Source organism: Pararhodospirillum photometricum DSM 122 (assembly GCF_000284415.1).
In the GTDB taxonomy this organism is placed as follows: Bacteria; Pseudomonadota; Alphaproteobacteria; order Rhodospirillales; family Rhodospirillaceae; genus Pararhodospirillum; species Pararhodospirillum photometricum.
Genome location: NC_017059.1, coordinates 1513426 through 1538197, shown reverse-complemented (window position 1 = coordinate 1538197; position 24772 = coordinate 1513426). Strand labels below are relative to the sequence as shown.

Here is a 24772-nt window from a genome sequence, read left to right as displayed (position 1 = left end):
CTTGACCTGGCTCACGGCGCGTCGGCCAGAACCGGGATGTTGTCGATCAGTCGGGTGCGCCCCAGCTTGACAGCGACCAGCAGGCGCGCCGCTCGACGCGACCCCAAGGACGCGAGCGGCACCAGAGTTTCAGCATCGCGCAGATCCAGATAGTCGAGCGGCCCGAACCCGGCGGCGCTCAGGGCCGACCGTGCGCGCTCCAGAACCAAAGCGGCGGCTTCTCCGGCTCTCAAAGCGGCGGCGGCCTCTTGCAGCACGCGATGAAGGGTCGGGGCAACGGCCCGTTCGGCCGGGGACAGGTAGGCATTGCGCGACGACAGCGCCAGCCCGTCGGCCTCGCGCACCGTGGGGCCCGCCACGATCTTGACGGGAATGTCCAGGTCGGTCACCACGCGCCGGATGACCTGGACCTGCTGGTAGTCCTTTTCCCCGAACAGGGCCACGTCAGGCAGCACCCGCAGCAACAGCTTGGTCACGACGGTGGCCACGCCCTGAAAGTGGCCAGGTCGGTGATCCCCGCACAAGCCCTCGGACACCCCCGCCACGCTCACCGTGGTGGCGAAGCCCTCGGGATACATGCCGGCGACGTCGGGCGCATACAGCAGGTGGGCCCCGGCGGTGCGCAGGGCGGCAGCATCCTCGCCCTCCTGCCGGGGATAGGCGGCAAAATCCTCGGCCGGCCCGAACTGGGTCGGGTTCACGAACAACGACACCACCACCCGATCCGCATGGGCCAAGCCCAGACGCACCAACGAAAGGTGGCCATCGTGCAAGGCGCCCATGGTGGGCACCAAGGCCACGCGCAGACCGGCGGCCCGCCACGCGGCCACGTTCTGGCGCAGCACGGCGACGTCACGAACCAAGGAAAACGGCGGCTGAAAGGATACAGCTGAGGCGCTCATTGGCGATCCCTGCCTGTCAAAACAACACGGATGTCACACGGAAGCCTTGAGACCGAACACGTGTTCCGGCCCCGGAAAGCGCCGGGTCCGCACATCGGCGCTGTAGGCGGCGGCGGCCTCGCTCACCGCCCCGGACAGGTCGGCATAGCGGCGCACAAACCGCGGCGTGAAGTCGGAAAACAGACCCAAAACGTCGTCGATCACCAGCACTTGGCCGTCGCAGTCCACCGAAGCGCCAATGCCGATGGTCGGCACACTCACCGCCTGGGTCAACCGGGTGGCCACCGGCGCCAACGTGCCCTCGACCACCAAAGAGAACGCCCCGGCCTCGGCCACCGCCTGGGCATCGGCCATGATCGCCTGCGCCTCGGCCTCCTCGCGGCCTTGAGCCCGGAAGCCGCCCAGAGTGTGGACCATCTGCGGGCGCAGGCCGACATGCCCCATCACCGGCACGCCGCGCGCCACCAGGAAGGCAATGGTCTCGGCCATTTCCTGCCCGCCCTCGATCTTCACCGCCGTGGCGCCGGTTTCGGCCAGCACCCGTGCGGCGTTACGAAACGCCTGGGCCGGGCTTTCCTGGACCGAGCCAAAGGGCATGTCCACCACCACCAAGGCGCGCTGGGATCCGCGCACAACCGCCTGACCGTGCGCGATCATCATGTCCAGCGTGACGCCCAAAGTCGTGGGCAGGCCATAGAGGACCATGCCCAGGGAGTCGCCAACCAGCAAAACATCAACGTGGGGATCGAGCAGGCGGGCGATGGGGGTGGTATAGGCGGTCAGGCAGACAATCGGTTCTGCGCCTTTTCGCCCCAAAATATCACGAACGGTGCGGCGCCGATCGGCCGCGGGAGTGACGCTCATGGCTGTGCCCTTGGTCTCTAGGAGGGAAAGGGGGCGTGGCGCCGTGCGCCAGTGGGCATTCACACGATGCCGCGCTCCTCTTCGTACCTTTTAACGGTGCGTCGGGCCCGGCGAAGGGAAAGGAGGGTAGTCGCGGAGGGGCGCTCACCGCTCGGGGGGCGAAGAGGAGGAGGGCTCGGGGATAAAAAAGGCAAGGTTGGGGAGGCGCGGCCTCCCCAAGCCCCTCGGTCGATTGGGTTTTTTCTCAGCGTTCGACGAACGCTTTTTCGATGACATAATGTCCGGGCTGGCCGCCCGAGCCCTCGACAAAGCCGCGCCCCTCGAGAAGACGGGTGGTGTCGGCCAGCATGGCCGGACTGCCGCACAGCATCACCCGGTCGCGCTCCGGGGCCAAGGGCGACAGGCCCAGGTCCTCGGTCAGGCGGTTGCTTTCGATCAAGGTTGTGATGCGGCCTTGATGACGAAAGATCTCGCGGGTGACGCAGGGGTAGTAGGTCAGCTTGTCGCGCACCAGATCGCCAAAGTATTCGTTGCGCGGCAGGTCCGTTTCGATTTCGTCGCGGTAGGCCAGTTCGGAAACAAAGCGACAGCCATGCACCAAAACGACGCGTTCATAGCGCTCGTAGATCTCCGGGTCCTTGATGATCGACAAGAACGGTGCCAGCCCGGTTCCGGTCGCCAGCAGCCACAACACCCGGCCGGGCAACAGGTTGCCCGCCACCAACGACCCCGTCGGCTTGCGGCTCACCAAAATGGTGTCGCCCACCGTCAGGGTCTGCAAGCGGGAGGTCAAGGGACCGTCCGGCACCTTGATGCTCAGAAACTCCAGGCCATCCTCGTGGTTGGCGCTCACCATCGAATAGGCCCGCAGCAAGGGCCGTCCCTCGACCATCAGTCCGATCATGGAAAACTGCCCGTTCTCGAAGCGAAACCCGGGGTCGCGCGTCGTGCGGAAGCTGAACAGGCGATCGGTCCAGTGATGAACCTCGGTCACGGTCTCATGATTCAGGCTGCTCATGCCCCTCTATCCCTTCCCGGCGTGGGGCCATACCCCACCAACGCCCTCGGATATAGGGCGGCGTATCCAAAAAAAAAGGGGGACAGAGAGGCCTGGGAAGGTTCCCTTTCCCCAGCCTTCCTTTTTCCCCCGGGATCAGGGCATGAACTGCTCCCTCAGAATACGCTCTTCCAGGTTATGCTCGGGATCAAACAACAGATTGAGGGTCTGGTCGCGTCGTTCGCTGATGGTCACGCGCACCACATCGCGCACCTCAGTGAAATCGGCCGCCGCCGATACCGGGCGCTTGAGTTGCTCCAAGATCTCAATCTCGACCCGTGCCGTGTTGGGCAGCACGGCCCCGCGCCAGCGCCGGGGGCGAAACACGCTGATCGGCGTCAGGGCCAGCACATTGGAGCCCAGCGGCAAGATCGGGCCATGGGCCGAGGCGTTGTAGGCGGTGGAGCCGGCGGCGGTGGACAGCAGCACCCCGTCGCAGATCATTTCCTCCAGTCTCACCCGGCCATCCACACTAATGCGCAGCTTGGCCGCTTGGCGCGACTGGCGCAGCAACGCGACCTCGTTGATCGCCAGGGCGTCCTCGGCTTGACCCGTCGCGGTCACGGCCCGCAGCAGCAAAGGGGTGAGGCGAACCGAAGTGGCCACCTTAAGGCGTTCAATCAACGCCTCCTCGCGGTAGGTATTGAGCAAGAAGCCGACCGTGCCCCGGTTCATCCCATAGATGGCGGCTTGCTGACTCAAGGAGCCATGCAGCGTTTCCAGCATGAAGCCGTCGCCCCCCAGGGCCACGATCACATCGGCCCGCTCCGGCGGCACATGGCCGTAGCGGTGTTTAAGACGACGCAAAGACTCCTGAGCTTCCGGGGTCCGGGCGGCGACAAAGGCTATGTTTTCAAAATCCATCGTAAACCCGTCAGGGGCAAAAAGGGGGTGTTTGCCTGGGTAACGCGGGGCCCGGGGCGGCAGCCCCGCGTTACCCACGACAAGCTCACACCGCGCACCGCTCCAAAAAACGTTGAAACGGCCCGCCGGCCCGCGCCAGGGCAAAGGGCTCGCCCAGTTCTACCACTTGCCCTTTCTCCATGTAGGCTACGGTCTCGAGAAGATCGAGCCCCTGGGGCCGATGGGTGATGAGTAAAACCGGCCGATCCCCTGCCGCCGCCAGCACCCGGGCCAGCACCCGAGCCTCCAAGGCGGGATCCAACCCCTCGCCCGGTTCGTCGAGGATCAGCAGCGGAGCGCGGCCCAACAGGGCGCGGGCCAGGGACAAGCGCCGCGCCTCCCCCCCGACACAGCCCGCCCGCCCTCGCCGATCGGCGTGGACAAGCCCTCGGGCAGACCGGCCAGCCACTCGCCCAGACATACCGTCTCCAAAGCGGCCCGCAGGGTCGTGTCGTCGGCCTCGGGGGCGGCAATCAGCAGGTTATGGCGCAGGCTGGCCGCGACAAACATCGGGGTCTGCGGCGCCAGACTGGCCCGCGCCTCGGCCGAAGCGTCGGGACCCAGGCCGGCCAGCCGCCGCGCCACGGTGGTTTTGCCCGCCCCGCTCGGCCCCACCAACCCCACCCTGGCCCCGGGGCCCAGAGGCAAAAGCACGGGGGCGATCCCACTGGGCAAGGGAGCGCCCCCCGGCCGGCCCAGAGCGCGCAGGCGCCCCAAGGTGGTCAACGTCGCCTCCAGCCGGGTGGCGGCATCGGGCAGAGGCGCCAGCAAATCAAAGGCAGCCAGGGCCAGAAACACCACCAACGCCTTCTCCGGCCCGGGCAGGCCGCCGGGCAACGAGAGCAAGACGCCCCACACCGTGGCCAGGGCCAAGGTGGGCAAAAGGGCGGCGGCCAGGGCATCGCGCCGGGCGAAGCGCGCCTGGATCCCGGCCAGGGCCCGGGCGTGCGCGTCGATGCCAGCCAGATGGCGGCCAAGCGCGCCAAAGGACCAGAGTTCGTCCGCTCCCAGGGCCAAATCGGCCACCGCCTCGCGCAGACGCAGGCGCACGGCCACGCTGGCCCGCCCCGGCGCCCGCCCGAGCGCCACCAGCACGGCGCCGCCGCCCCCGCCGGCCATCAGCAGGCCCAGGGCACAAAGCACGGCAGCCTCAGGGGCATAGGCGGCGAGGACCCCAATCACCGCCAGTCCCCCAAGAACGGCCACCAGCCCGGGCACGGCAACATACAAGAACAGGCGTTGCAGCGCCTCGAGATCGCCCCCCAAGCGCGCGGCAAGATCGCCGCCGTGTGGCCCCTCGCGCCCCGGATCCTGGGCGGCCAAGGCCAGGAACAAGCGCGGGCGCAGGCGGGCAACCAGGGTCAAGGTGGCATCGTGGGTGACCAGCCGCTCCAGGTAGCGCCCGCCGGCCCGCCCGATGGCCAGAGCCCGGATCAGGGCGGCCGGAATGAAGTAGTTGAAACTCGCCCCGGCGAGACCGGCCAGGGCCATCCCGGTAAGAAACCAGCCGGCGATGCCAAGCAGGGCAAGGTTGGCCAGGGCGCTCGTCAGGGCGAGGGCACTGCCCAAGGTCAGGCGCCAGATCATGCGCGGGGCTCCAAGGCGGCGGCCACCAGGGGCGAGCGGGCGCCGAGCAGGCGGCGCAGGGCCCCATCCTCGGCACGCACGGCTTCAAAAGGTCCGTCCTGGACCACGCGACCGCCCTCCAGCACCACCACCCGGTCGGCGGCGCGCATGGTGGCGAGGCGGTGGGCGGCGACCACCACGGTTCGCCCCACGCGCAAGGCACGCAAAGCCTCCAGCAAGGCGGCCTCGCTGTCTTGGTCCAGACTGGCCGAGGGCTCGTCCATCAGCACCAACGGGGCTTCCATCAAAAAGGCGCGCGCCAGCGCCAGCCGACGGACCTCGCCCCCCGAAAGCCCGAGGCCGCCCTCGCCCACCCGGTAGGCCAGCCCCCCCCGGCTTTGGCCGCCACCACCTCCTCGGCAGCGGCCAGCCGCAAGGCCTCGACCAAGGCGGCCGGGCTGGCGTCGGGACCACCGAGGCGCAGCACGTCTTCCAAGGAGCCGGCAAACAGATGGGGCTGTTGCGGCACCCACATCGGCCGGTCGCGCTCGCCCTCCAGGGGGCGGCCCTCCACCAGGATCTGGCCGGCTTGGGGGGAAAGGCGCCCGCGCAGAAGGCCCAGCAGGGTGCTCTTGCCGGCGCCGCTCGGCCCGACCACAACGGTCAAACTGCCGGGCTCCAGGACCAAGGACAGGTCCTCCACGCCACCACCGCCGGGATGACGAAAGCGAACGCCCTGCATCTCGATCCGCGCGCCCTGCGTCCGGGGGGGGCGGCTCGGCTCGGCCGCAGAGGGCGACAGGTCACGGGGCGGCGCGTCGAGGCGCTGGGCGGCGGCCAGGGCTTCCATACGGGCGTGATAATGGGCCCCCAACTGGCGCAGGGGCGCGTAAAATTCCGGGGCCAGCAGCAGCAAGAACAAGCCGCGCTCATAGCCCATCTCGCCCCAAAACAAGCGAAAGCCAATAAACACCGCGACCAGGGCAATCCCCAGGGTCGCCAGAAACTCCAGAACCAGGGACGACAAAAACGCAACGCGCAGCACCCGCACGGTGACATCGCGCCACTCCTGGGCGCCCTGCCCCAGGCGCGTGGCCTCGGCCGCCACCGCGCCAAAGGCCCGCAAGACCGGTAAAGCCCGCACCACATCAAGAAAATAGGCGGAAAGCCGGGTCATCGCCGCCCACTGGGCGACATTGAGGCGGCCAGCGCGATCGCCAATCAACACCATGAACAGGGGAATCAGGGGGGCCGTGACCGCAAGAACCGCCGCCGAGATCCCATCCAGCGGCACCACCACGGCGAGCACGGCAAAGGGCAGAAGAACAGCCTGAACGCTGGCCGGCCAATAGCGGGCGAAAAAGGGCTCGACGGCCTCCACCCCTTCCACGACCAAAAACGCCGCCTCGCCCGCCGGCAAGGCGGTGCCGACCAGCCGCCGCCGCAAGGCCAGCCCGGCCCGCGCGCCCAACTGGCCGGCCAACCATGCCCCAGCGCCCAAGGCCAGAGCCCGGGTCAGCCCCAGCCCGGCCACCCAGGCCAGGGTCTGGCCCTCGGGCTGCTGGCCATGAATCACGACATCGTTCAAGGCACCGGCCAGAAGCCACGCCAGTGCAATCAACAGCCCCCCGGCGAGGGCCTGAACGCCGGCGAGAGCCCACAGCAACGGGCGCAACTCGCGACCCACGCGTTGCAACAGGGCCTTGGCGGGGTCGGGGGAGGGCGTGCCTTCCCCGGCCCCAGGGGTGTTAGTCGTCATCCGGTCCCAAAGCCTCCTCGGCCTCCAGCCACATCACATTGATGATGCCAAGAGACAAGGCCGCGGCCAAGCCCAGGATCCAGGTGAAATACCACATGCTTTTCTTCCTTTCCTGGCGTTCGTCGGGAGAGTCCTCCAGCGCCCCCACTAATACGCGGAAACACTGCGCGCTTTGATTTCCTCTACCGTGACTTTCCCCCACATACGGGAGTAGCACCACACCGTATAGGTCAACACCAAGGGCAGGAAAATCACCACCGCCCAGAACATGACACTCAAGGTCAAATGACTGGAGGTCGAATCCCACACCGTCAGGCTCGACCCCGGATGGGTGGACGACGGCATGATGAAGGGAAACATGCTAAAGCCAGCGGTGAGGATGATCCCGGCCTGGGCCAGGGCGCTCGACAAGAACGCCAGACCGGGCCGCGCCGCCACGCTGAACAGCACCGCCAACGCCGCCCCCAGGAAGCCGACCGCCGGCGCCAGCACCGCCAAGGGCATCCGCCCATAGACATCAAGCCACGCCCCCGGCGCCCGCACCACCTCCTTGGCCAGCGGATCGGGCAGACTGCCCGGCGCCGCCTGCGAAACCACCCGGTAGCCGTCGATCCCGAACGCCACCCACACCCCGGCCAGGGCAAAGGTCACGACCACCACGGCGCCCAGAATCAGCGCGGCCTGACGCGCCCGCCCGGCGAGGGGATCCACCGTGCGCAACTGCAACCACGTCGCACCGTGCAAGGCCAACATGGCAACGCTCACCACGCCACACAGCAGGGCAAACGGATTGAGAAGCGGCAGCAAGGCCAAGAACAGCGAGCCCTCGTAGTGGGAACGCAGCATGTCATCCAAGCGGAAAGGCACGCCCTGCAACAAGTTGCCGAAGGCCACGCCAAAGATCAGGGCCGGCACAAAGCCGCCGGCAAACAATCCCCAATCCCAAGCGGTGCGCCAGCGGGGATCGGGCAATTTTGAGCGATAATCAAAGCCTACCGGCCGAAAGAACAAGGCGAACAAGACCAGGAGCATCGCCATGTAAAAGCCGGAAAAGGCGGTCGCGTAGACAATGGGCCACGCGGCAAAGATGGCGCCACCCGCCGTGATCAGCCACACCTGATTGCCGTCCCAGTGCGGGCCAACCGTGTTGATGATCACACGGCGCTCGGTATCCTCCTTGCCCAGGAAGGGCAACAGCATGCCGACGCCCATGTCCATGCCATCGGTAATGGCAAAGCCGATCAACAAGACGCCGACCAGCAGCCACCATACCAGCTTGAGGGTTTCGTAATCCAAGATCATGGCGGCTCTCCCTACTCAGCCGGCGCATAGCCGGGACGAGGGCCGGCGGCCTCGCCGTGATAGCGACCGGTGGCCAGGGTGGCCGGGCCCTTGCGGGCGAAATGAACCATCAGGTACATCTCGATCACCAGCAAGAAGGTGTAGAAAATCAAGAAGCCGGCCAAGCTGAACACCAGTTCACCCGTGGTCAGGCTCGACGTGGCCAGGAAGGTGGGCAGCACCTCGCCAATCGCCCAGGGCTGACGGCCAAACTCGGCCACGAACCAGCCGACCTCACAGGCAATCCACGGCAGGGGAATGGACCAGACCAAGGCCTTGAGCAGCCACGGCTTATCCTGAATCGTCCGGCGAATGGTGTACCAGAAGGACAAGACGATCAGCCCCAGCATGACAAAGCCCAATCCCACCATAACCCGGAAGCTAAAGAACAACGGCGTAACCGGGGGAATGGTATCGCGAGCCGCCTGGGCGATCTGGGCCTCGGTGGCGTCGCTGACTTGGGTGGTGTAGCGCTTGAGCAGCAGGCCGTAGCCCAGGTCCTTCTTGTGGAACTCGAAATCATGCCGAACGGCCGGGGAGTCATCGCCGGCCCGGATTTTTTCCAGGGCGTCGTAGGCCACCATGCCGTTGCGGATCCGCTCCTCGTGGCGGGCCATGAGATCACGCAGGCCCGTAACCTCGGTATCGAGGGAGCGGGTGGCGATCAGGCCCAGCAGCCAGGGGATCTGGATCTCGGCATCCTTCTCCATGGCCTTGTCGTCGGGCAGGCCGAAAATGGTGAAGGGGGCCGGCGGCTTTTCGGTGGTGTACTCGGCCTCAATTGCCGCGAGCTTGACCCGCTGCACGTCGCCCAGCTCATAGCCGCTCTCGTCACCCAGCACGATCACCGAGAGCACCGAGGCCAAGCCAAAGCCGGTGGCCACCGCAAACGAGCGCTTGGCAAACCCCAAGTCGCGCCGCTTGAGCATGTACCACGCGCTGATGCCCATCACGAACATGGCGGCGGTCACGTAGCCGGCGGCCACGGTATGCACAAACTTCACCTGGGCCACGGGATTGAGCACGACCTCGAAAAAGCTGGTCATCTCCATGCGCATGGTTTCCGGCGAAAACGAAGAACCCACCGGATTTTGCATCCAGCCGTTGGCCACCAAAATCCACAGCGCCGAAAAATTGGAGCCCAGCGCGGTCAAGAAGGTCACCGCCAAATGCTGGCGCTTGCTTAACTTGTCCCACCCCAGGAAGAACAAGCCGATAAACGTACTTTCCAGGAAGAAGGCCATCAAGCCTTCGATCGCAAGCGGTGCGCCGAACACATCGCCAACATAGTGAGAATAATAGGCCCAGTTCGTGCCAAACTGAAACTCCATGGTCAAGCCCGTGGTCACGCCAAGAGCAAAATTGATCCCAAAGAGCTTTCCCCAAAACCGAGTCATGTCCTTATAAATGACTTTGCCGGTCATCACATAGACCGACTCCATCATGAACACCATCCAGGACAAGCCCAGCGTCAGGGGGACGAACAGGAAATGATACATGGCCGTAGCGGCGAACTGCCATCGCGACAAGGCGATGAAGGTCTCGTCGATCATGCTCGACTCCTTGCTTCCCTCGCAGGACATCCCCCGAGCGACCCAGGCCCCGCGCCTCGGATCTCCCCCTGTCCGATCCGCACAGCCTGACCGCTCCGGCGTCACCCGTTTTATCGTATCCCGCGACCTAGCCGCATTGAAAAACGGCGTCCCTTCAAATTTATCGGAATGTACGAGATAACCAATTGTTTTTGAAAAAAACTCGCCCCTACAAGAAAAACGGGCGCTTCCCCGACAACAGGGGGCTCACGGGAAAATACATTCTTTTTGCTGTATTGCCACCCCGCGAGTCGAAGCCAGATCAGGCGAGGGCCCCTTAAGAAAGGCTGGGGAGGCGCGGCCTCCCCAGACCCCTCGAAACAGGGGCGTTCTTCCGAAACCGAGGGGTCTGGGGAGGCCGCGCCTCCCCAGCCTTCCCCTTTTCCTTCGTCACCCGGTGCGTAGCGACCCCAAGAAACTGGCCACGCGCTGGCGCAAGTCCTCAACCTGGGCGGCCAAGCGGGTTGCGGCGGCGTGAACGACCTCGGCCGACGTCCCGGTGCCCCGCGCCGCCTCGTGCAGGCGCAAGGCTCCCTCGGCCACCTGGGTGGAGCCATCGGAGGCCTGCTGGATGGCTCGCGAAATTTCCCGGGTCGCCGCGCCTTGTTCCTCAATGGCGGCGGCAATGGTGGCCGAGATTTCGTTGACGTGGCCCACCGTGCCGACAATGTGCTCGATATCCTGGACGCTCTGGCCGGTGCGCGCCTGGACCTCGTTGATCTGGCGGGCAATTTCCTCGGTGGCCCGGCTGGTCTGGTTGGCCAGCGTCTTGACCTCGCCCGCGACCACGGCAAAGCCCTTGCCGGCCTCGCCGGCCCGAGCGGCCTCGATGGTGGCGTTAAGCGCCAGGAGATTGGTCTGGCTCGCGATGTCGGTAATGAGAGTCACCACCTCGCCAATGCGCGAGGCCGCCTCGAACAAGGCGCGCACGCCGTCGTTGGTGCCCTGGGCCAAGGCCACGGCCTCGCCGACCACGGCGGTGGAGCGATGGACCTGCCCGGCGATTTCCTGCACCGAGGCGGCCATTTCCTCGGCGGCGCTGGCCACCGACTGAACGTTGGCCGTGGTCTCGCGCAGAGCGCTCCCCACCTCGCCCGCCTGCCCCAAGGCCTCACGGGCGGTATCGCGCAAGGCGCCGGCCGTTCGGTCAAGGTCGCTAGCGGCCACCGACAAGGCATTCAAGATGGAGCCGATTTCTTGTTCAAAGCGCTGGGCCAGGGCGAGGCGGGTCTGGCGCGTTTCCTCGGCTTGGCGCGCTTCGGCGGCGCGGGCCTCGTCTTGAAGCCGCCGGGCGGCGCGGGCGTTATCGCGAAAAACGTGCAGCGCCCGGGCCATGGCGCCCATTTCGTCCTGACGCCGCGCGGCGGGCACACTGACCTCCAAGTCGCCCTGGGACAGCCGCGCCATACTCTCCTTCATCAGCGACAACGGCTTGGTCACGGCCCGGATGGCAGCAAACGACAGGCCACCCGCCAGGGACATGACCACCGCCGCCACCCCCAGCAAGGCGAGCAACCGACGCTTGAACAGGACATCGATGTCGTCCATGTACACCCCGGTCCCAACGATCCAGCCCCAGGGGGCGAAGACGCCAACATAGGTTTCCTTGGGCACGGGAGTCGTCTGGCCCGGGTGCGGCCACTGGTAGGCAATGAGGGCGCTGCCGCCGTGAGCGGTGCGCTCGGTCATGGCGCGAAACAAAAGGAAGCCCGCCGGATCCTTGACATCGGCGACGCTCTTGCCTTCCAGGCCCGGCGCGGTGCGATGCGCCACCAGCCGATGCTCGCGGTCCATGATGAAAAGATAGTTGTTGTCGCCAAACGCCATGCCCCGCACCGCCGCCAACGCGCGCGTGCGGGCTTCGTCAAGGGGAAGGCGACCTTGCACCGCCTGCTGGTGGAACGCCTCAACCAAACTGAGCGCCGCCTCGACATGTTCCTCCAGCAACACACGGCGCTCGGACAGCATGGTCTCGCGCTGCATGACCAGGGCCGCGCCCACGATCGCCATGAGCCCCAGTACCATCACCAGGACCGGCAGACTGATCCGAGCGCCCAACGGCATCATCCCCTTCATCGGGCTTCTTTCCTCATTTTTTCCTCAAGATGGCTTTGTCGGCCCAGGACCCTCCAACACCAATGGGTCCCGCCTGGGGGAGCGGAACACACCATAAGGATCCATAACGGCGTGGAGGGCGCTGAACCGCCCGCATCTGCAATCGCGGTGAGATCGTTACGACGACGGATTTTCTTCAATCCACGGTCGTAATGTTTTAGGAAAGCTATTCTTTCATATGACCTTATCGTGACGCAAGGCGGCGATCTCGGCCTCGGCGAGACCCAGGCTCTGCAAAATTCGCACGGTGTCGGCGCCCAGGACGGGTCCTGCCGCCTCCAGCCGTCCCGGAGTGGCGGAAAGGCGCGGCAAGACCGCGGGCACCAGAACACTGCCCAGGCCCTCGACCGGCAAACGGGCCAGATTGCCCCGCGCTTGGACGTGCGGATCGGCCACCAGATCGGCCACCGTGTTGATGGCGCCACAGGGCACGTCGCCTTGCTCACACAGGCTGACGACCGCCTCACGCGGTCGCTCTGCGGTCCAGGCGGCCACCAAGCCATCCACGGCATCGCGCGCCGCCAGACGGTGCGACAGGGGACCAAAGGCATCGGGATGAGCGAGCCCCGGTCGCTCCATCACCCGGGCAAGGCGGGCAAACATTTTGTCGTTGGTGCAGGCAATCGCAACCCAGCGGCCGTCACCACAAACAAAGTGCCCATGGGGGCAGGCGTTGACGGTCCCAGCGCCCTCGGGGCCGCGCACCCGCCCAGTCTGGTCGTACACCGGGATCATTTCATCCAACACCCGCAGCACGCTTTCATAGAGCCCAAGATCGATCACCTGCCCCTGCCCGGTCTGGTCGCGGTGGCGCAAGGCGAGCAGCACGCCCACCGCGCCAAACAACCCGCTCATATAATCGGCCAGACTGGTGGAGCCCGGGGTCACCGGCGGTCCTCCGGGCATCCCCGCAAGGTGGGTGAGCCCACCCACCGCATGGGCAATGCGCGCAAAGCCCGGGCGGTCGCGATAGGGCCCGTCCTGACCATAGCCGGAGATCCGCAGCATCACGAGACGGGGGTTGAGCGCTTGAAGATCCTCCCAGCCCACCCCCCATTTCTCCAAGGTGCCGGGGCGAAAGTTTTCGCACACCACGTCGGCGCTGGCCGCCAAGGTCTTGAACAGCGCGCTCCCCCGAGGATCACGCAGATTGAGGGTCAAGGACGCCTTGTTGCGCGCCTCTGACAGCCAAGCCAAGGTGTCGCCGCGCTCGGTGGGCGTGCCGAAGCGCCGCAAGGGATCCCCCTCCCCCGGCTGCTCGATTTTGATCACCTCCGCCCCGAACTCTCCCAACAGCGCCGCCGTGAACGGCGCGGCAATAAAGGTCGCAAGGTCGAGAACCCGAACCCCCGCCAACGGCAACGCGCTCATGAACGCCCCTCCCGCCACGCGGCCACCAGCCGTCCGGCATTGCGCCCAAACGCAGCAACCTCCCGCAGCACACTGCCCACCCTCGCCCGCCGCCCCTCGGGTCCCGGCGCCGCCACGCCCAGCACCACAAGCCCCGGCCCGGCCCGCAGCCGGAAAAACAACATGGCCCGGGGCAGGTGCACCTGATCCGTGACCACCATCAGCCGCCGGATCCCCCGCTCGCGGGCCAGTCGCACCACGTGATGGGCGTTTTGGGCCGTGTTGAGCGATGTCGCCTCCAAAATCAAACGCCCCCGGTCCACCCCCTGGGCCTCCAGCCAACGAGCCATGACCTCGGCTTCGCTCGGCCGGTCCGGGCCCTGGGTGGCCCCCCCGGAGACGATGACAAAGGCACGAGCAAAGCGGCGCGCCAGCCCCAAAGCCAGCGTCAAACGCCGAAGAAGTACAGGAGGAAGACTCCCGTTTTCAGTTAGCGCAGCGCCAAGAACAACCAGAGAAAACGCCCGGTCTGCTCTCTCTGGCTGTGAGGGCGCCGAATTTTGCTTCCAACCCGTCTCCGGGCCCGGGGTAACAGTAGACATCCGCGGCCGATCCTCCGATTATTAAACCCATCGGCCCGCCGGCCGCCCCACCCCGACCGCAACCTTTCCGGACCGTGTGAAAAAGCGCAAATGGCGTCTATCGGGCCTATTTCCCTGTTCCGAGAAAAAACCTCCATTCACAAGACCAGTGGCGGCCGCCCCGGTGTTGTTGACGAGGGAGCCCTTCTCATCCGCTCTAACCGAATCATCCTGGAACTTGCCGCCACCAACCGCAAGGAGCAGGTGGTGATTCGCGGACAGACGGTCCCAAACACGTTGCGTGTAGCGTCCATGGTTGTGGAGCGATTTTTACGCGACCCCCAGGTGTTTCATCGCGACGTGCCGCTGGACTGGGAAGATCTCTGGATGCGCCGGCGCAGCGATTACGATCGCCGCTTTCACCCGGATTCCTGGGTGTCGATCCATGTCGGCGGCCACACTGTCTTTTCGACCAAGGGCTCCGAGCCCATCAACATGATCGAACAGGTGGCCAAAGGGCAGGACTTGACGGATGATATCATTCGCCAAGCCACCAAGAGCCTGTTTGCCACCACCTCCGACGTGGTGGTGCAGCACGAAAGCCAGACGGCGGTGGTGTTCACGCCGTTTGATACCCACCTGCGGGCCGCCGTCTTGGAGCGCCGCGGCGGTCGAACCGGCTCGTTTTCCGTTTCCGCCTTCCACGCGCCCGACAACAAGATCCGCCTGGGAGCCTTCGTCGGGCTGGTCGGTGATTTGGTCGAGGCCGTTACCTTGCGGGAATTTTTGGAGCGCGTGCGCGCCCAGATGGAAGAAAGCGGCCAACCCCCGAAAGGTATCTCCCACGATCACCTGTCCGCCGCCTTAGGCCGCAAGCGCCAGTGTGTGGAATTCATCATGGCCTTCGAGCGAGCCACCAAGGTTCAGTATCGGCCGGATCGCMCCGCGATATYGACCCCCCCCAAGACCTCGGCCCCTTGATCCAGGAGGCAGCGATGCGCCCCCGTCACCGTAACAGCGAGGTCCTTCTGGCCTGGGTCCCGGTCCAGGGCGCCACCGTGGTGGACGTGGGCTGTGGCGATGGCGCCTTAGCCCGAACCCTGGTCCAAGCCGGAGCCGCCCGCGTGGTTGGCCTGGAGGTCAGCGCCCGCCAGCTCGCTCGGGCCGCCCGTACCCCCCTTCCGCCCGAGGTCATGATCCTGAAGGGAGGGGCCCAAGCCCTGCCCTTGGCCGACGCCTCGGCCGATGCCGTGATTTTTTTTAATAGCCTGCATCATGTGCCAAAGGCTCTGATGCCACAGGCCCTGGCTGAAGCGGCGCGTGTCGTGCGATCCGGCGGCTGGATCTATGTCGGCGAGCCCATCGCCGAGGGCCCCCACTTCGACCTCCTGCGCCCCGTGGACGACGAAACAGAGGTCCGTGCCGCCGCCTTGGCGTGCGTGCGTCAGGCGGTGGCCGATGGTCTCTCCTTGGAGCGGGAGCAGGAATACCTGCATACGGTTCGCCTCGCCTCGTTCGAGGCCCTGCGCGAGCGCACCGCCGCCGCTAACCCAGAGCGCGAAGCGGTGTTTGATGCCCATGAGACCTCGCTGCGGGCGGCGTTCGATCGTCTGGGCCGGCGCGACGCCGACGGTGCTACCCTGTTCGACCAGCCCATGCGCGCTCTTTTGCTGCGCAAGCCCTGAGCGACGGGAGGTAAAAAAAGAAACGGCTGGGGTGGCGGGGCCTCCCCAGCCCCCTCGTTCCCGCGTCGCATCAAAGCCCATGCATCACGCAGACCATTTCGGGGACAAAACAGAGCGACCCGCCCTCCCCCTTGCGCATTGCACCCAATCAATGGACGCATACCTCCCTTGTACGTCCGACGCATTCCACGTCGGCCAGTTCGTGCTAGCGTTTTGTTAAGGGTTGGTTCCGAGTCGCAGCGTCACTCGCCCCCCGGATCCCTCCCGTGAGAAGGGGCACTCTCAAGCCCCCAAAAGCCGAACCGAACCGTGGGAGGGTTTCATGATCACCCTGCATGATTGCGTGGGGCTGTGCGATGCATTCCCCGAAGAAGTGGACGTCGTGGCCAGCCACGAAGGCCTGTCGCTCATTGTCGCCGCTGAAAAGGCCCATCATGTGCTCCAGACCCAATGGGGCGGCCCCGCCTTGCGGCAGATGATCCAAGACGAAGCCCATCGCGCCCGACGGGCTGGTCGTCACGAGAGGGCACGTGACCTGGAAGACTTGCACGACAAGGCAAACGAGCGCTATCCGGGCGGCGTAGACCGCCGGCGGCGGAGCCGATAAAAAAGGAAGGCTGGGGAGGCGGGCCTCCCCAGACCCCTCGTTTACCCCCYTTGACATCCAGCCTTTGAGCTACAATCTAACGATTGTTTCAACCGGTGTCGCCTCCTTGAGGCCCAACATCCGGCCCGACCGCCGGTCTCCCCGGCGATCTTGGCCCTCCCCTCTTCCTTTGAGCATGGCCTGCATCGAAGAAAAAAAGGGCGCCCTTCTTTCGAAGGACGCCCTTTTTTTAGGGTCGCGGCGAGGCGGCTTAGTCCTCGTCGTCCTCGTCGCTCAGGACGGGGCCGGAGTTCTTACCCTTGGCCTCGGGGTCGCGATCGACCAGCTCGATGATGGCCATGGGGGCGGCGTCGCCGTAGCGGAAGCCAGCCTTCAGGACACGGGTATAACCGCCGTTACGGTCCTTGTAGCGCTCGGCCAGGACGGAGAACAGCTTGGCCACCTGATCGTTGTCGCGCAGCAGGGCGAAGGCCTGGCGACGGTGATGCAAGGTGCCCTTCTTGCCCAGGGTGATGAGCTTCTCAACCACCGGCCGCAGTTCCTTGGCCTTGGGCAGGGTGGTCTTGATCTGCTCGTGCTTGATCAGGGCAACGGACAGGCCAGCGAACAGCGCCTTGCGCTCGCTGCTGGTACGCCCAAGTTTACGGCCGGACAATCTATGACGCATGACGCGGTTCCTTTCTCGTTACGGCGGCGCCTGCAACACGCCGATTGCGACCGCCCACGCCTCCCGCTGCCGGAGCGGTCAAGCGCGTGGACGACGGCCCGCCGGACGCGGGCCGATTTGGCATGGCTCAGTAGTGCTCTTCGAGCTTCTTGGCCAAGTCCTCGATGTTCTCGGGGGGCCAATTGGGAATTTCCATGCCCAGGTGCAGACCCATCTGGGCGAGAACTTCCTTGATCTCGTTGAGCGACTTTCGCCCGAAGTTGGGCGTGCGCAACATCTCGGCCTCGGTCTTCTGAACCAGATCGCCGATATAGATGATGTTGTCGTTCTTCAGGCAATTGGCCGAGCGGACCGACAGTTCCAACTCGTCCACCTTGCGCAGAAGGTTCTTGTTGAACGGCAGTTCGTCCTCGCGCTTTTCCTCGGAGGTCAATTGCGGTTCTTCGAAGTTGATGAAGAGCTGCAACTGATCTTGGAGAATACGCGCCGCCAGGGCGACCGCATCCTCGGGACTGACAGAGCCATCGGTCTCGACGACCATGGACAGCTTGTCGTAGTCCGTGACTTGGCCGACACGACTGTTATCGACCTTGTAGGACACTTTACGCACCGGCGAAAAGATGGAGTCGATGGGGATATACCCGATCGGCGCATCCTCGGGACGGTTCTGGGTCGAGGGCACATACCCCTTGCCCATCCCCACCGTAAATTCCATGGACAGGGTCGCACCCTCGTCCAGGTGACAAATGACGAGCCCGGGATTCATGATCTCGATATCCGGCCCGGTCTCGATCTGGGCGGCGGTGACCTCGCCCGGCCCGGAGGCCTTGAGGCTCATGCGCCGCGGCCCCTCGACATGCATACGCAACGCGAGATCCTTGATATTCAAGATCACGTCGGTCACGTCTTCACGCACGCCAGGGATAGACGAGAATTCGTGCAGAACACCATCGATCTGAATGGCGGTCACTGCCGCGCCCTGGAGGGACGACAACAACACCCGGCGCAAGGCATTGCCGAGCGTCAAGCCGAATCCCCGCTCCAGCGGCTCGGCCACCACGGTGGCGATCATTTTCGATCCGCCCACGGGCTCAATATTGAGCTTGGAGGGCTTGATCAGTTCTTGCCAATTTTTCTGGATCAAGGACATCGCGGCTTCCTGAACATCGGGGTCGGCGGAGAGGACGAGATTCTTTCTCGCCCGGCGCCGGGAACCCCGGCGATCCGCAAACAAAAGGTCGGGAGCGCCGTCAGACGCGGCGGCGCTTACGCGGCCGGCAGCCGTTATGCGGAATGGGGGTCACGTCCTTGATGGCGCTGACCTGGAAGCCCACCGCCTGCAAGGCGCGCAGAGCGGATTCACGCCCCGACCCCGGACCCTTGACCATGACCTCAAGGGTCTTCATGCCGTGTTCCTGAGCCTTGCGACCGGCGTCCTCGGCGGCCACCTGCGCGGCATAGGGGGTGGACTTACGCGACCCCTTGAAGCCCTGGGCGCCGGCAGAGGACCACGAAATCGTGTTGCCCTGCACGTCGGTGATGGTAATCATGGTGTTATTGAACGACGCGCTGACGTGGGCGATGCCCGACGTGATATTCTTGCGCTCGCGCTTGCGCATTCTCTGAGCTGGCTTAGCCATCCTAAGGTCCCGTTCTTTGTAACCGGGTGCCCGCCTTGACAAGGCTGGGCCCATTCTACCCAACTCCGCCGAAGCGGATTACTTCTTCTTGCCGGCAATCGGCTTGGCCGGACCCTTGCGGGTACGGGCATTGGTGTGGGTGCGCTGGCCACGAACCGGCAGACCCTTACGGTGACGCAGGCCACGGTAGCAGCCCAGATCCATGATGCGCTTGATGTTCATGGCCACTTCACGCCGCAGGTCACCTTCGACCTTGAACTCGGCGTCGATCAGCTCACGAATGCGCACGACTTCGTCATCAGACAGATTGTTCACGCGCCGGTTTTCGGCAATGCCGACCCGTTCGCAAATTTCGCCCGCCTTCGTCCGGCCAATGCCGTAAATGTAGGTCAGGGCAACACAAACCCGCTTGTTGGACGGGATATTAACGCCAGCGATACGCGCCAAGGCCGTTACTCCTCAACTCTGATCCTTAGGGGGTGGGAACTCACCCGGTGGGGTGTCACGAACAAACGCGCCCGCCTGCGCGAACCCATATCCCGCGCCCCCGGTTTCAACGGAAACCGAGGCGCGGGAGTATAGGAACTTGAGCGCAAGAGTCAACCGCGTTTATTGTTTTACCGCTCTTCGAGGATACCCTCAAGTTCGCGGGTTACGGCATCCATGGGCAAGGTGCCGTCAACGACGCTCAACAAGCCCTTGGTCCCGTAATACGGCAGGATCGGGGCCGTCTGTTGATGATAAACCTCAAGCCGCTTGCGCAGGGTGTCCGCATTGTCGTCGGCACGAACGTTGGCCCCGGCCTCAGCGACCCGCTTGGTGATGCGGTCAAACAGAATACGATCCTCGACCCGCAACTCGATGACGGCCGAGATCGCCACCCCTTTGGCGGCCAACATGGCATCCAGAGCCTCGGCCTGGGGGACAGTGCGCGGGAACCCGTCGAGAATGAACCCCTTGGCGCAGTCCGGCTGGTCGATCCGCTCACTGATCATGCCGACCATCACCTCATCGGGAACCAGGGCCCCGGCATCCATGATGCTCTTGGCCTTCACCCCCAACTCGGTGCCAGCCGTCACGGCGGCCCGCAGCATATCGCCCGTGGACAGCTGCTTCAGCGCATACTTGCTCTCCAGACGAGCCGCCTGGGTTCCCTTGCCGCTGCCCGGCGGGCCCATGAAAATAACGATCCGTTTCCCCGTCATCCGCGTTTGCCTTTCAACTTGGCCTTCTTGATGAGGCCCTCATACTGATGGGCCAGAAGATGCGACTGAATCTGCGCCACCGTGTCCATGGTCACTGTGACCACGATCAACAAGCTGGTGCCGCCGAAGTAGAAAGGCACCCCTGCGTGAGCGATCAGGAATTCAGGCAGGATGGAAATCAAGATCAGGTACAGGGCACCCACCGCCGTCAACCGGGTGAGCACATAGTCCAGGTACTGCGCGGTGTTCTTGCCGGGCCGAATGCCCGGAATAAACCCGCCGTATTTTTTCAAGTTGTCCGCCGTGTCCTCGGGATTGAACACGACCGCCGTATAGAAAAACGCAAAGAAGGCGATGAGCAGGGCGTAGAGAACCATGTACAGCGGCTGGCCATGGCCGAGCCACGTGGTAATCATCCCCAACCACTCGGGCCCCTGCCCTGCCGAGAACTGAGCCACGGTCATGGGCAACAACAACAAGGAACTGGCAAAAATCGGCGGAATAACGCCCGGCGTATTGATCTTCAACGGCAAATGGCTGCTCTCGCCGCCAAAAACCCGGTTCCCTTGCTGTCGCTTGGGATACTGGATCAAAATGCGGCGCTGGGCCCGCTCCATGAACACAATAAAGGCGACCACGACCACGGCCATCACCAAGATGCCCAAGATCACCGCCGGACTGAGCACGCCGGTGCGTCCCAGCTCAAGGGTGCTCGCCAGAGCCACCGGAAGCTGCGCCACGATGCCCGTAAAAATAATCAGCGAAATGCCATTCCCCACACCGCGGGCCGTGATCTGTTCGCCCAGCCACATCAGGAACAAGGTTCCGCCCAGCAGGGTGACCACGGTCGTAAAGCGGAAGAACCATCCGGGATCCGACACCGCCGGTCCCGTCGAACTGGTCATGCTTTCGAGGCCGATGGCAATGCCATAAGCCTGCAACAACGTGATCAGAACGGTGAGATAGCGGGTATACTGGTTGATCCGCTTGCGGCCGGACTCGCCCTCCTTCTTCAACGCTTCCAGGCTCGGACTGAGCGAGGTCATCAACTGCATGATGATGGACGCGGAGATGTAGGGCATGATGTTGATGGCAAAAATGGTCATGCGCGACAGTGCGCCACCGGCGAACATGTCAAACATGCCCAAAATACCGCCGCCCTGACGGGCGAAGATATCGGCCATGGCCTGGGAATCAATCCCCGGCAAGGGAATGTACGTCCCTATGCGATAAACAATGAGGGCGCCCAGGGTGAACCACAGGCGCTTCTTCAATTCGGTCGCTTTGGCAAAGACGCCAAAGTTCATATTGGCGGCGAGTTGTTCGGCGGCGGACGCCATCCGTCGTGCTCCCTGACACAAGAGTCGCCGACCCCCCGGGGCCCGGGGGGATCGGCGCGTCGGTCGGTTAGGCGTCGGTCGCCTCGGCCCCACCATGGACCTTCAGCGTGCCGCCGGCCTTTTCCACCGCCTCGCGGGCCGTGGCCGAAGCCCCGGCCACTTCGATGGTCAACGCAACGTTCAGCTCACCCTTGCCGAGGAGCCGCACGCCGTCAAGAGCGCGGCGCAGCACGCCGGCCTTGACCAAGGTCTCGGCCGTCACCGGCGCCGCGGCATCAAGACGACCGGCTTCAACGGCCTCTTGCAAGCGGCCGACGTTGATCACGGCGAAGGACTGCCGGCTCGGGTTGTTAAACCCGCGCTTGGGCAGACGCCGATACAACGGCATCTGGCCGCCTTCGAACCCGTTGATGGACACACCGGTCCGCGACTTCTGACCCTTGACGCCTCGGCCGGCGGTCTTGCCCTTGCCAGAGCCGATACCGCGACCGACGCGAATCCGGGCCTTGGTGGCGCCCGGGTTGTCGCGCAGTTCATTCAATTTCATGGCGAACAACCTTCCTCAGGCTTCCTCGACGCGGACCAGGTGCGCGACCTTGGCGATCATGCCCCGCACGGCGGGGGTATCTTCAAGGTCGCGGGTGCGGTGCATCTTGTTAAGACCCAGGCCCACCAGAGTGGCCCGTTGATCAGAACGGCGGCCGATGGGGCTGCCGATCTGCGTGACCTTAACGGTCTTCTTTTCGCTGGTCATGAGGCGCAACGCTCCCTCGCCCATCACTCGCTGACCGCGACGGCGGCGGCGCCGTCACGACGACCAACGATGTCGGCCACCTTTTTGCCACGGCGCGCCGCCACCTGGCGCGGCGCCTGGCTGTTGGCCAGGGCGTCGAAGGTCGCCTTGATCATGTTGTAGGGGTTGGTCGTGCCGGTGCATTTGCCGACCACGTCCTGAACGCCCATCGTCTCGAAAACGGCGCGCATCGGGCCGCCCGAGATGATGCCGGTGCCCGACGGCGCCGAGCGCAGCGTGACCCGACCGGCGCCGAAGTGCCCGTCGATGTCATGATGCAGCGTGCGACCTTCGCGCAGCGGCACCTTAATCATGGTGCGCTTGGCCTGATCAGTGGCCTTGCGAATCGCCTCGGGCACTTCGCGGGCCTTGCCCGTGCCGTAACCGACGCGCCCCTTGCCATCGCCCACCACCACCAAAGCGGCGAAGGCGAAGCGACGGCCGCCCTTGACCACTTTAGCGACGCGGTTGATGTGGACGAGCTTGTCTTGGAACTCGTCGTCGCGCTCCTCGCGCGGGGCCCGGTTGCCGCGCTCTTCCTGATTGCCGCGCTGGCGGCGTTCGTTGCTGGGTGTGCGTGCCATCCCTTATCCCCTAGAACGAAAGCCCGGCCTCGCGGGCGGCATCCGCCAGCGCCTGCACGCGCCCATGATACTTGTAGCCCCCGCGGTCGAAAACCACGGCTGTGACTCCGGCGGCTTGCGCGCGCTGGGCGATCAGCTTGCCGACTTCGGCCGCTGCCGCCTTGTCGCCCCCCTTGGCCACGGACCCGCGAAGGTCCTTGTCGAGGGTCGAGGCCGCCGCCAGGGTCACACCCTGGGCGTCGTCGATGATCTGGGCGTACATATGCTTGTTCGAGCGGAACACCGAAAGACGGGGACGCCCGGCGCTCTTCACCCGGATCTGATAGCGCGCGCGCGACCGGCGGCGCTGGAACAGTTCCTTTGCGGACTGCATGGTCGGGCTCCCTACTTCTTCTTGCCTTCCTTGCGGAGAATCCACTCGCCGGTGTACTTCACACCCTTGCCCTTGTAGGGCTCGGGCGGACGGAACCCGCGAATCTCCGAGGCGACCTGACCAACCCGCTGCTTGTCCATGCCCGAAATCTCGATCGAAGTCGGAGTCGGAGCAACAATCTTAAGGTCGGCCGGGATGGGGTACTCGATGTCGTGGGAATACCCCAGCGACAGCTTCAGCACGGATCCCTGAACGGCGGCCTTGTAGCCGACGCCCACCATCTCCAGCTTGCGCGTGAACCCGGCGGTGACGCCGATGATCATGTTGTTGATGCGCGCGCGGGTGGTGCCCCACTGCATGCGCGCAGTCTTGGTCTCGCCCCGGGGCTTGACCCAGATCTGATTTTCTTCGAGAGAGGTAACAACCTCCTCGGCGGCTTCGTAGCGCAACTCGCCCAGCTTGCCTTTCGCCACCACGACATTGTCGTTGACGGTGACCGTGACGCCCTGGGGAACCGCGACGGGATACTTCCCAACACGTGACATGTGTTCGCTCCCCCTTGGCTTAGAACACGCGGCAGAGGACTTCGCCGCCCACGTTGGCCTGCCGAGCCTCGTGGTCGCTCATCACCCCGCGCGGGGTGGACAAAATGGAAATACCCAGGCCGTTATAGACCTTCGGCAGATCCTTGATCTTGGAGTACACGCGCCGGCCCGGCGTGGAAACGCGGGCGATCTCGCGGATCACCGGCTCTCCTTCGTGGTACTTCAACTCGACCCGCAGCTCGGACACGCCGGTGCGGATATCGATCTTTTCATAGCCACGGATGTAGCCTTCGCGCACCAGCACATCCAGAACGCCCGCGCGCAGCGTGGACGCCGGCGTGGCAACGCTCGACTTGCGAGCCCGCTGACCGTTACGGATGCGGGTCAGCATATCGCCCAGGGGATCAGACAACGCCATCGTTCGGTCCTCCCCTTACCAGCTCGACTTCACCATGCCGGGAATCTGACCCTGGGAGGCCAGATCGCGCAGCATGACACGACCGAGTTTGAACTTGCGATAGACGCCGTGCGGACGACCCGACAGCTCGCAACGATTGTGAATACGCACCTTGGCCCCATTACGCGGCAACTGGGCCAACTTGAGGACGGCTTCGAAGCGATCCTCGGGCTCCAACGCGCGGTCCTTGATCTGCTTCTTCAGCGCGGCCCGCTTGGCGGCATCGCGCGTGGCCATGCGTTCGCGCTTCTTATTGCGCTGAACGGCGGAAATCTTTGCCATACCCGGTGTCTCCCGCTTACTTCATGAAGGGCATGTCGAAACCTTCGAGAAGGGCCTTGGCCTCCTCGTCGGTCCGCGCGGTGGTGCAGATGGTGATGTCCATGCCCCGAACCTTATCGACGCGGTCATAGTCGATTTCGGGGAAGACGATCTGCTCGCGGATGCCCATGTTGTAGTTCCCCCGGCCGTCAAAAGACTTGGCAGGGACCCCACGGAAGTCGCGAACACGCGGCAGGGCAATCGTAACCAGACGGTCCAGAAACTCGTACATGCGCTCACGCCGCAAGGTCACCTTGCAGCCCACGATCATGTTTTCGCGGATCTTGAACCCGGCAATGGACTTGCGGGCACGGGTGATGATGGGCTTCTGGCCGGAAATAGACGTGAGGTCGGTCAACGGCCCCTCGATCAGCTTCCGGTCCTGGGAGGCCTCGCCCACCCCCATGTTGATGACGATCTTCTCAAGCTCGGGCACCTGCATGACGTTGGTGTAGCCGAACTTCTCCATCAGGGACGCCTTGACGACGGTCTGATAGTGCTGCTTCAGTCGTGCCATCGTCCCTG

31 protein-coding genes are annotated in these 24772 nt (G+C 64.7%); 3 read left to right on the top strand and 28 right to left on the bottom strand.

What is annotated here, in order from left to right; genetic code table 11:
• Positions 1–11 precede the first annotated feature (11 nt).
• The 14 genes from panC to RSPPHO_RS19750 all read right to left on the bottom strand — a co-directional run bounded on the left by panC (position 12) and on the right by RSPPHO_RS19750 (position 14051).
• Positions 12–902, bottom strand: coding sequence for a pantoate--beta-alanine ligase (gene panC, locus RSPPHO_RS06795; protein WP_014414527.1), 891 nt, complete (start codon positions 900–902; stop codon positions 12–14).
• A 33-nt stretch (positions 903–935) separates the two neighbouring features.
• Positions 936–1766 (bottom strand): 3-methyl-2-oxobutanoate hydroxymethyltransferase, encoded by an 831-nt coding sequence (gene panB, locus RSPPHO_RS06790; RefSeq protein WP_041794680.1) that lies wholly within the window; start codon positions 1764–1766, stop codon positions 936–938.
• A 244-nt stretch (positions 1767–2010) separates the two neighbouring features.
• A complete protein-coding gene (locus RSPPHO_RS06785) occupies positions 2011–2784 on the bottom strand; it encodes a ferredoxin--NADP reductase (protein ID WP_014414525.1) in 774 nt (257 codons plus the stop codon).
• A gap of 135 nt (positions 2785–2919) precedes the next feature.
• The gene (locus tag RSPPHO_RS06780; protein WP_041794679.1) at positions 2920–3687 is read right to left on the bottom strand and encodes an NAD kinase; all 768 of its coding nucleotides are present in this window, start codon (positions 3685–3687) and stop codon (positions 2920–2922) included.
• Positions 3688–3772: 85 nt separating this feature from the next.
• Positions 3773–4054: a hypothetical protein gene (locus tag RSPPHO_RS06775; protein WP_041794678.1), complete on the bottom strand. Its 282-nt coding sequence runs from the start codon at positions 4052–4054 to the stop codon at positions 3773–3775.
• Positions 4012–5313, bottom strand: coding sequence for an ABC transporter domain-containing protein (locus RSPPHO_RS06770; RefSeq protein ID WP_014414523.1), 1302 nt, complete (start codon positions 5311–5313; stop codon positions 4012–4014). Before RSPPHO_RS06770 ends, RSPPHO_RS06775 begins: the two co-directional genes overlap by 43 nt.
• Positions 5310–5666, bottom strand: a complete 357-nt coding sequence (locus RSPPHO_RS17670; RefSeq protein ID WP_014414522.1) for an ATP-binding cassette domain-containing protein — start codon at positions 5664–5666, stop codon at positions 5310–5312. The genes RSPPHO_RS06770 and RSPPHO_RS17670 overlap by 4 nt, the downstream gene beginning before the upstream one ends.
• Complete coding sequence (locus RSPPHO_RS06765; RefSeq protein WP_014414521.1) at positions 5597–7051, bottom strand: ABC transporter ATP-binding protein/permease; 1455 nt, start codon at positions 7049–7051, stop codon at positions 5597–5599. Before RSPPHO_RS06765 ends, RSPPHO_RS17670 begins: the two co-directional genes overlap by 70 nt.
• Positions 7041–7148 carry a cytochrome bd-I oxidase subunit CydX gene (cydX, locus tag RSPPHO_RS18340; protein WP_069187540.1) on the bottom strand — a complete coding sequence of 36 codons (108 nt, stop codon included), beginning with the start codon at positions 7146–7148 and terminating at the stop codon, positions 7041–7043. The genes RSPPHO_RS06765 and cydX overlap by 11 nt, the downstream gene beginning before the upstream one ends.
• A gap of 50 nt (positions 7149–7198) precedes the next feature.
• Entirely contained in the window at positions 7199–8353 is a 1155-nt protein-coding gene (gene cydB / locus RSPPHO_RS06760; RefSeq protein WP_014414519.1) for a cytochrome d ubiquinol oxidase subunit II, read from the bottom strand.
• An 11-nt stretch (positions 8354–8364) separates the two neighbouring features.
• Entirely contained in the window at positions 8365–9945 is a 1581-nt protein-coding gene (locus tag RSPPHO_RS06755; RefSeq protein WP_051013735.1) for a cytochrome ubiquinol oxidase subunit I, read from the bottom strand.
• A 429-nt stretch (positions 9946–10374) separates the two neighbouring features.
• Complete coding sequence (locus RSPPHO_RS06750; RefSeq protein WP_014414517.1) at positions 10375–12060, bottom strand: methyl-accepting chemotaxis protein; 1686 nt, start codon at positions 12058–12060, stop codon at positions 10375–10377.
• A 213-nt stretch (positions 12061–12273) separates the two neighbouring features.
• Positions 12274–13470, bottom strand: coding sequence for a CaiB/BaiF CoA transferase family protein (locus RSPPHO_RS06745; RefSeq protein WP_041794677.1), 1197 nt, complete (start codon positions 13468–13470; stop codon positions 12274–12276).
• A complete protein-coding gene (locus RSPPHO_RS19750; protein WP_157879118.1) occupies positions 13467–14051 on the bottom strand; it encodes a YdcF family protein in 585 nt (194 codons plus the stop codon). Before RSPPHO_RS19750 ends, RSPPHO_RS06745 begins: the two co-directional genes overlap by 4 nt.
• 90 nt (positions 14052–14141) lie before the next feature.
• Here RSPPHO_RS19750 and RSPPHO_RS06735 point away from each other — a divergent pair, with 90 nt between their 5' ends.
• From RSPPHO_RS06735 to RSPPHO_RS06725, 3 genes are all read left to right on the top strand, one after another.
• Positions 14142–15011 carry a hypothetical protein gene (locus RSPPHO_RS06735; protein WP_051013734.1) on the top strand — a complete coding sequence of 290 codons (870 nt, stop codon included), beginning with the start codon at positions 14142–14144 and terminating at the stop codon, positions 15009–15011.
• Between the two features lie 14 nt (positions 15012–15025).
• Positions 15026–15715 (top strand): class I SAM-dependent methyltransferase, encoded by a 690-nt coding sequence (locus RSPPHO_RS06730; protein WP_041794676.1) that lies wholly within the window; start codon positions 15026–15028, stop codon positions 15713–15715.
• Positions 15716–16037: 322 nt separating this feature from the next.
• Positions 16038–16322 carry a hypothetical protein gene (locus RSPPHO_RS06725; protein WP_041794675.1) on the top strand — a complete coding sequence of 95 codons (285 nt, stop codon included), beginning with the start codon at positions 16038–16040 and terminating at the stop codon, positions 16320–16322.
• A 250-nt stretch (positions 16323–16572) separates the two neighbouring features.
• On the opposite strand, the gene rplQ is transcribed toward RSPPHO_RS06725, so the two are convergent.
• The 14 genes from rplQ to rplE all read right to left on the bottom strand — a co-directional run bounded on the left by rplQ (position 16573) and on the right by rplE (position 24764).
• A complete protein-coding gene (gene rplQ, locus RSPPHO_RS06720) occupies positions 16573–16989 on the bottom strand; it encodes a 50S ribosomal protein L17 (protein WP_014414512.1) in 417 nt (138 codons plus the stop codon).
• Between the two features lie 127 nt (positions 16990–17116).
• Positions 17117–18133 (bottom strand): DNA-directed RNA polymerase subunit alpha, encoded by a 1017-nt coding sequence (locus tag RSPPHO_RS06715; protein WP_041796784.1) that lies wholly within the window; start codon positions 18131–18133, stop codon positions 17117–17119.
• Positions 18134–18239: 106 nt separating this feature from the next.
• Positions 18240–18629 carry a 30S ribosomal protein S11 gene (gene rpsK / locus RSPPHO_RS06710; protein ID WP_041794674.1) on the bottom strand — a complete coding sequence of 130 codons (390 nt, stop codon included), beginning with the start codon at positions 18627–18629 and terminating at the stop codon, positions 18240–18242.
• A gap of 78 nt (positions 18630–18707) precedes the next feature.
• A complete protein-coding gene (gene rpsM, locus RSPPHO_RS06705) occupies positions 18708–19076 on the bottom strand; it encodes a 30S ribosomal protein S13 (protein WP_014414509.1) in 369 nt (122 codons plus the stop codon).
• Positions 19077–19246: 170 nt separating this feature from the next.
• Complete coding sequence (locus RSPPHO_RS06700) at positions 19247–19834, bottom strand: adenylate kinase (protein WP_014414508.1); 588 nt, start codon at positions 19832–19834, stop codon at positions 19247–19249.
• On the bottom strand, positions 19831–21174 hold the full coding sequence (gene secY, locus RSPPHO_RS06695; RefSeq protein WP_041794673.1) for a preprotein translocase subunit SecY: 1344 nt from the start codon (positions 21172–21174) through the stop codon (positions 19831–19833). Before secY ends, RSPPHO_RS06700 begins: the two co-directional genes overlap by 4 nt.
• 67 nt (positions 21175–21241) lie before the next feature.
• Positions 21242–21721, bottom strand: coding sequence for a 50S ribosomal protein L15 (rplO, locus tag RSPPHO_RS06690; RefSeq protein WP_041794672.1), 480 nt, complete (start codon positions 21719–21721; stop codon positions 21242–21244).
• Positions 21722–21736: 15 nt separating this feature from the next.
• The gene (gene rpmD, locus RSPPHO_RS06685; protein WP_041796783.1) at positions 21737–21928 is read right to left on the bottom strand and encodes a 50S ribosomal protein L30; all 192 of its coding nucleotides are present in this window, start codon (positions 21926–21928) and stop codon (positions 21737–21739) included.
• Positions 21929–21951: 23 nt separating this feature from the next.
• Positions 21952–22551, bottom strand: coding sequence for a 30S ribosomal protein S5 (rpsE, locus tag RSPPHO_RS06680; protein WP_014414504.1), 600 nt, complete (start codon positions 22549–22551; stop codon positions 21952–21954).
• Positions 22552–22561: 10 nt separating this feature from the next.
• Positions 22562–22924, bottom strand: coding sequence for a 50S ribosomal protein L18 (gene rplR / locus RSPPHO_RS06675; protein ID WP_041794671.1), 363 nt, complete (start codon positions 22922–22924; stop codon positions 22562–22564).
• Positions 22925–22935: 11 nt separating this feature from the next.
• Entirely contained in the window at positions 22936–23469 is a 534-nt protein-coding gene (gene rplF / locus RSPPHO_RS06670; RefSeq protein WP_014414502.1) for a 50S ribosomal protein L6, read from the bottom strand.
• A 19-nt stretch (positions 23470–23488) separates the two neighbouring features.
• Positions 23489–23887: a 30S ribosomal protein S8 gene (gene rpsH, locus RSPPHO_RS06665; protein WP_014414501.1), complete on the bottom strand. Its 399-nt coding sequence runs from the start codon at positions 23885–23887 to the stop codon at positions 23489–23491.
• Positions 23888–23902: 15 nt separating this feature from the next.
• Complete coding sequence (gene rpsN / locus RSPPHO_RS06660) at positions 23903–24208, bottom strand: 30S ribosomal protein S14 (RefSeq protein ID WP_014414500.1); 306 nt, start codon at positions 24206–24208, stop codon at positions 23903–23905.
• Between the two features lie 16 nt (positions 24209–24224).
• Positions 24225–24764 (bottom strand): 50S ribosomal protein L5, encoded by a 540-nt coding sequence (gene rplE / locus RSPPHO_RS06655; protein ID WP_014414499.1) that lies wholly within the window; start codon positions 24762–24764, stop codon positions 24225–24227.
• Between the last annotated feature and the right edge of the window lie 8 nt (positions 24765–24772).

Excerpts from the sequence above, each read along its gene's own strand:
- panC (WP_014414527.1), bottom strand. The coding sequence starts at position 902 with ATGAGCGCCTCAGCTGTATCCTTTCAGCCGCCGTTTTCCTTGGTTCGT.
- panB (WP_041794680.1), bottom strand. The coding sequence starts at position 1,766 with ATGAGCGTCACTCCCGCGGCCGATCGGCGCCGCACCGTTCGTGATATT.
- RSPPHO_RS06785 (WP_014414525.1), bottom strand. The coding sequence starts at position 2,784 with ATGAGCAGCCTGAATCATGAGACCGTGACCGAGGTTCATCACTGGACC.
- RSPPHO_RS06780 (WP_041794679.1), bottom strand. The coding sequence starts at position 3,687 with ATGGATTTTGAAAACATAGCCTTTGTCGCCGCCCGGACCCCGGAAGCT.
- RSPPHO_RS06770 (WP_014414523.1), bottom strand. The coding sequence starts at position 5,313 with ATGATCTGGCGCCTGACCTTGGGCAGTGCCCTCGCCCTGACGAGCGCC.
- RSPPHO_RS06765 (WP_014414521.1), bottom strand. The coding sequence starts at position 7,051 with ATGACGACTAACACCCCTGGGGCCGGGGAAGGCACGCCCTCCCCCGAC.
- cydX (WP_069187540.1), bottom strand. The coding sequence starts at position 7,148 with ATGTGGTATTTCACCTGGATCCTGGGCTTGGCCGCGGCCTTGTCTCTT.
- cydB (WP_014414519.1), bottom strand. The coding sequence starts at position 8,353 with ATGATCTTGGATTACGAAACCCTCAAGCTGGTATGGTGGCTGCTGGTC.
- RSPPHO_RS06755 (WP_051013735.1), bottom strand. The coding sequence starts at position 9,945 with ATGATCGACGAGACCTTCATCGCCTTGTCGCGATGGCAGTTCGCCGCT.
- RSPPHO_RS06750 (WP_014414517.1), bottom strand. The coding sequence starts at position 12,060 with ATGAAGGGGATGATGCCGTTGGGCGCTCGGATCAGTCTGCCGGTCCTG.
- RSPPHO_RS06745 (WP_041794677.1), bottom strand. The coding sequence starts at position 13,470 with ATGAGCGCGTTGCCGTTGGCGGGGGTTCGGGTTCTCGACCTTGCGACC.
- RSPPHO_RS19750 (WP_157879118.1), bottom strand. The coding sequence starts at position 14,051 with ATGTCTACTGTTACCCCGGGCCCGGAGACGGGTTGGAAGCAAAATTCG.
- RSPPHO_RS06730 (WP_041794676.1), top strand. The coding sequence starts at position 15,026 with ATGCGCCCCCGTCACCGTAACAGCGAGGTCCTTCTGGCCTGGGTCCCG.
- RSPPHO_RS06725 (WP_041794675.1), top strand. The coding sequence starts at position 16,038 with ATGATCACCCTGCATGATTGCGTGGGGCTGTGCGATGCATTCCCCGAA.
- rplQ (WP_014414512.1), bottom strand. The coding sequence starts at position 16,989 with ATGCGTCATAGATTGTCCGGCCGTAAACTTGGGCGTACCAGCAGCGAG.
- rpsK (WP_041794674.1), bottom strand. The coding sequence starts at position 18,629 with ATGGCTAAGCCAGCTCAGAGAATGCGCAAGCGCGAGCGCAAGAATATC.
- RSPPHO_RS06700 (WP_014414508.1), bottom strand. The coding sequence starts at position 19,834 with ATGACGGGGAAACGGATCGTTATTTTCATGGGCCCGCCGGGCAGCGGC.
- secY (WP_041794673.1), bottom strand. The coding sequence starts at position 21,174 with ATGGCGTCCGCCGCCGAACAACTCGCCGCCAATATGAACTTTGGCGTC.
- rplO (WP_041794672.1), bottom strand. The coding sequence starts at position 21,721 with ATGAAATTGAATGAACTGCGCGACAACCCGGGCGCCACCAAGGCCCGG.
- rpmD (WP_041796783.1), bottom strand. The coding sequence starts at position 21,928 with ATGACCAGCGAAAAGAAGACCGTTAAGGTCACGCAGATCGGCAGCCCC.
- rpsE (WP_014414504.1), bottom strand. The coding sequence starts at position 22,551 with ATGGCACGCACACCCAGCAACGAACGCCGCCAGCGCGGCAATCAGGAA.
- rplR (WP_041794671.1), bottom strand. The coding sequence starts at position 22,924 with ATGCAGTCCGCAAAGGAACTGTTCCAGCGCCGCCGGTCGCGCGCGCGC.
- rplF (WP_014414502.1), bottom strand. The coding sequence starts at position 23,469 with ATGTCACGTGTTGGGAAGTATCCCGTCGCGGTTCCCCAGGGCGTCACG.
- rpsH (WP_014414501.1), bottom strand. The coding sequence starts at position 23,887 with ATGGCGTTGTCTGATCCCCTGGGCGATATGCTGACCCGCATCCGTAAC.
- rpsN (WP_014414500.1), bottom strand. The coding sequence starts at position 24,208 with ATGGCAAAGATTTCCGCCGTTCAGCGCAATAAGAAGCGCGAACGCATG.
- rplE (WP_014414499.1), bottom strand. The coding sequence starts at position 24,764 with ATGGCACGACTGAAGCAGCACTATCAGACCGTCGTCAAGGCGTCCCTG.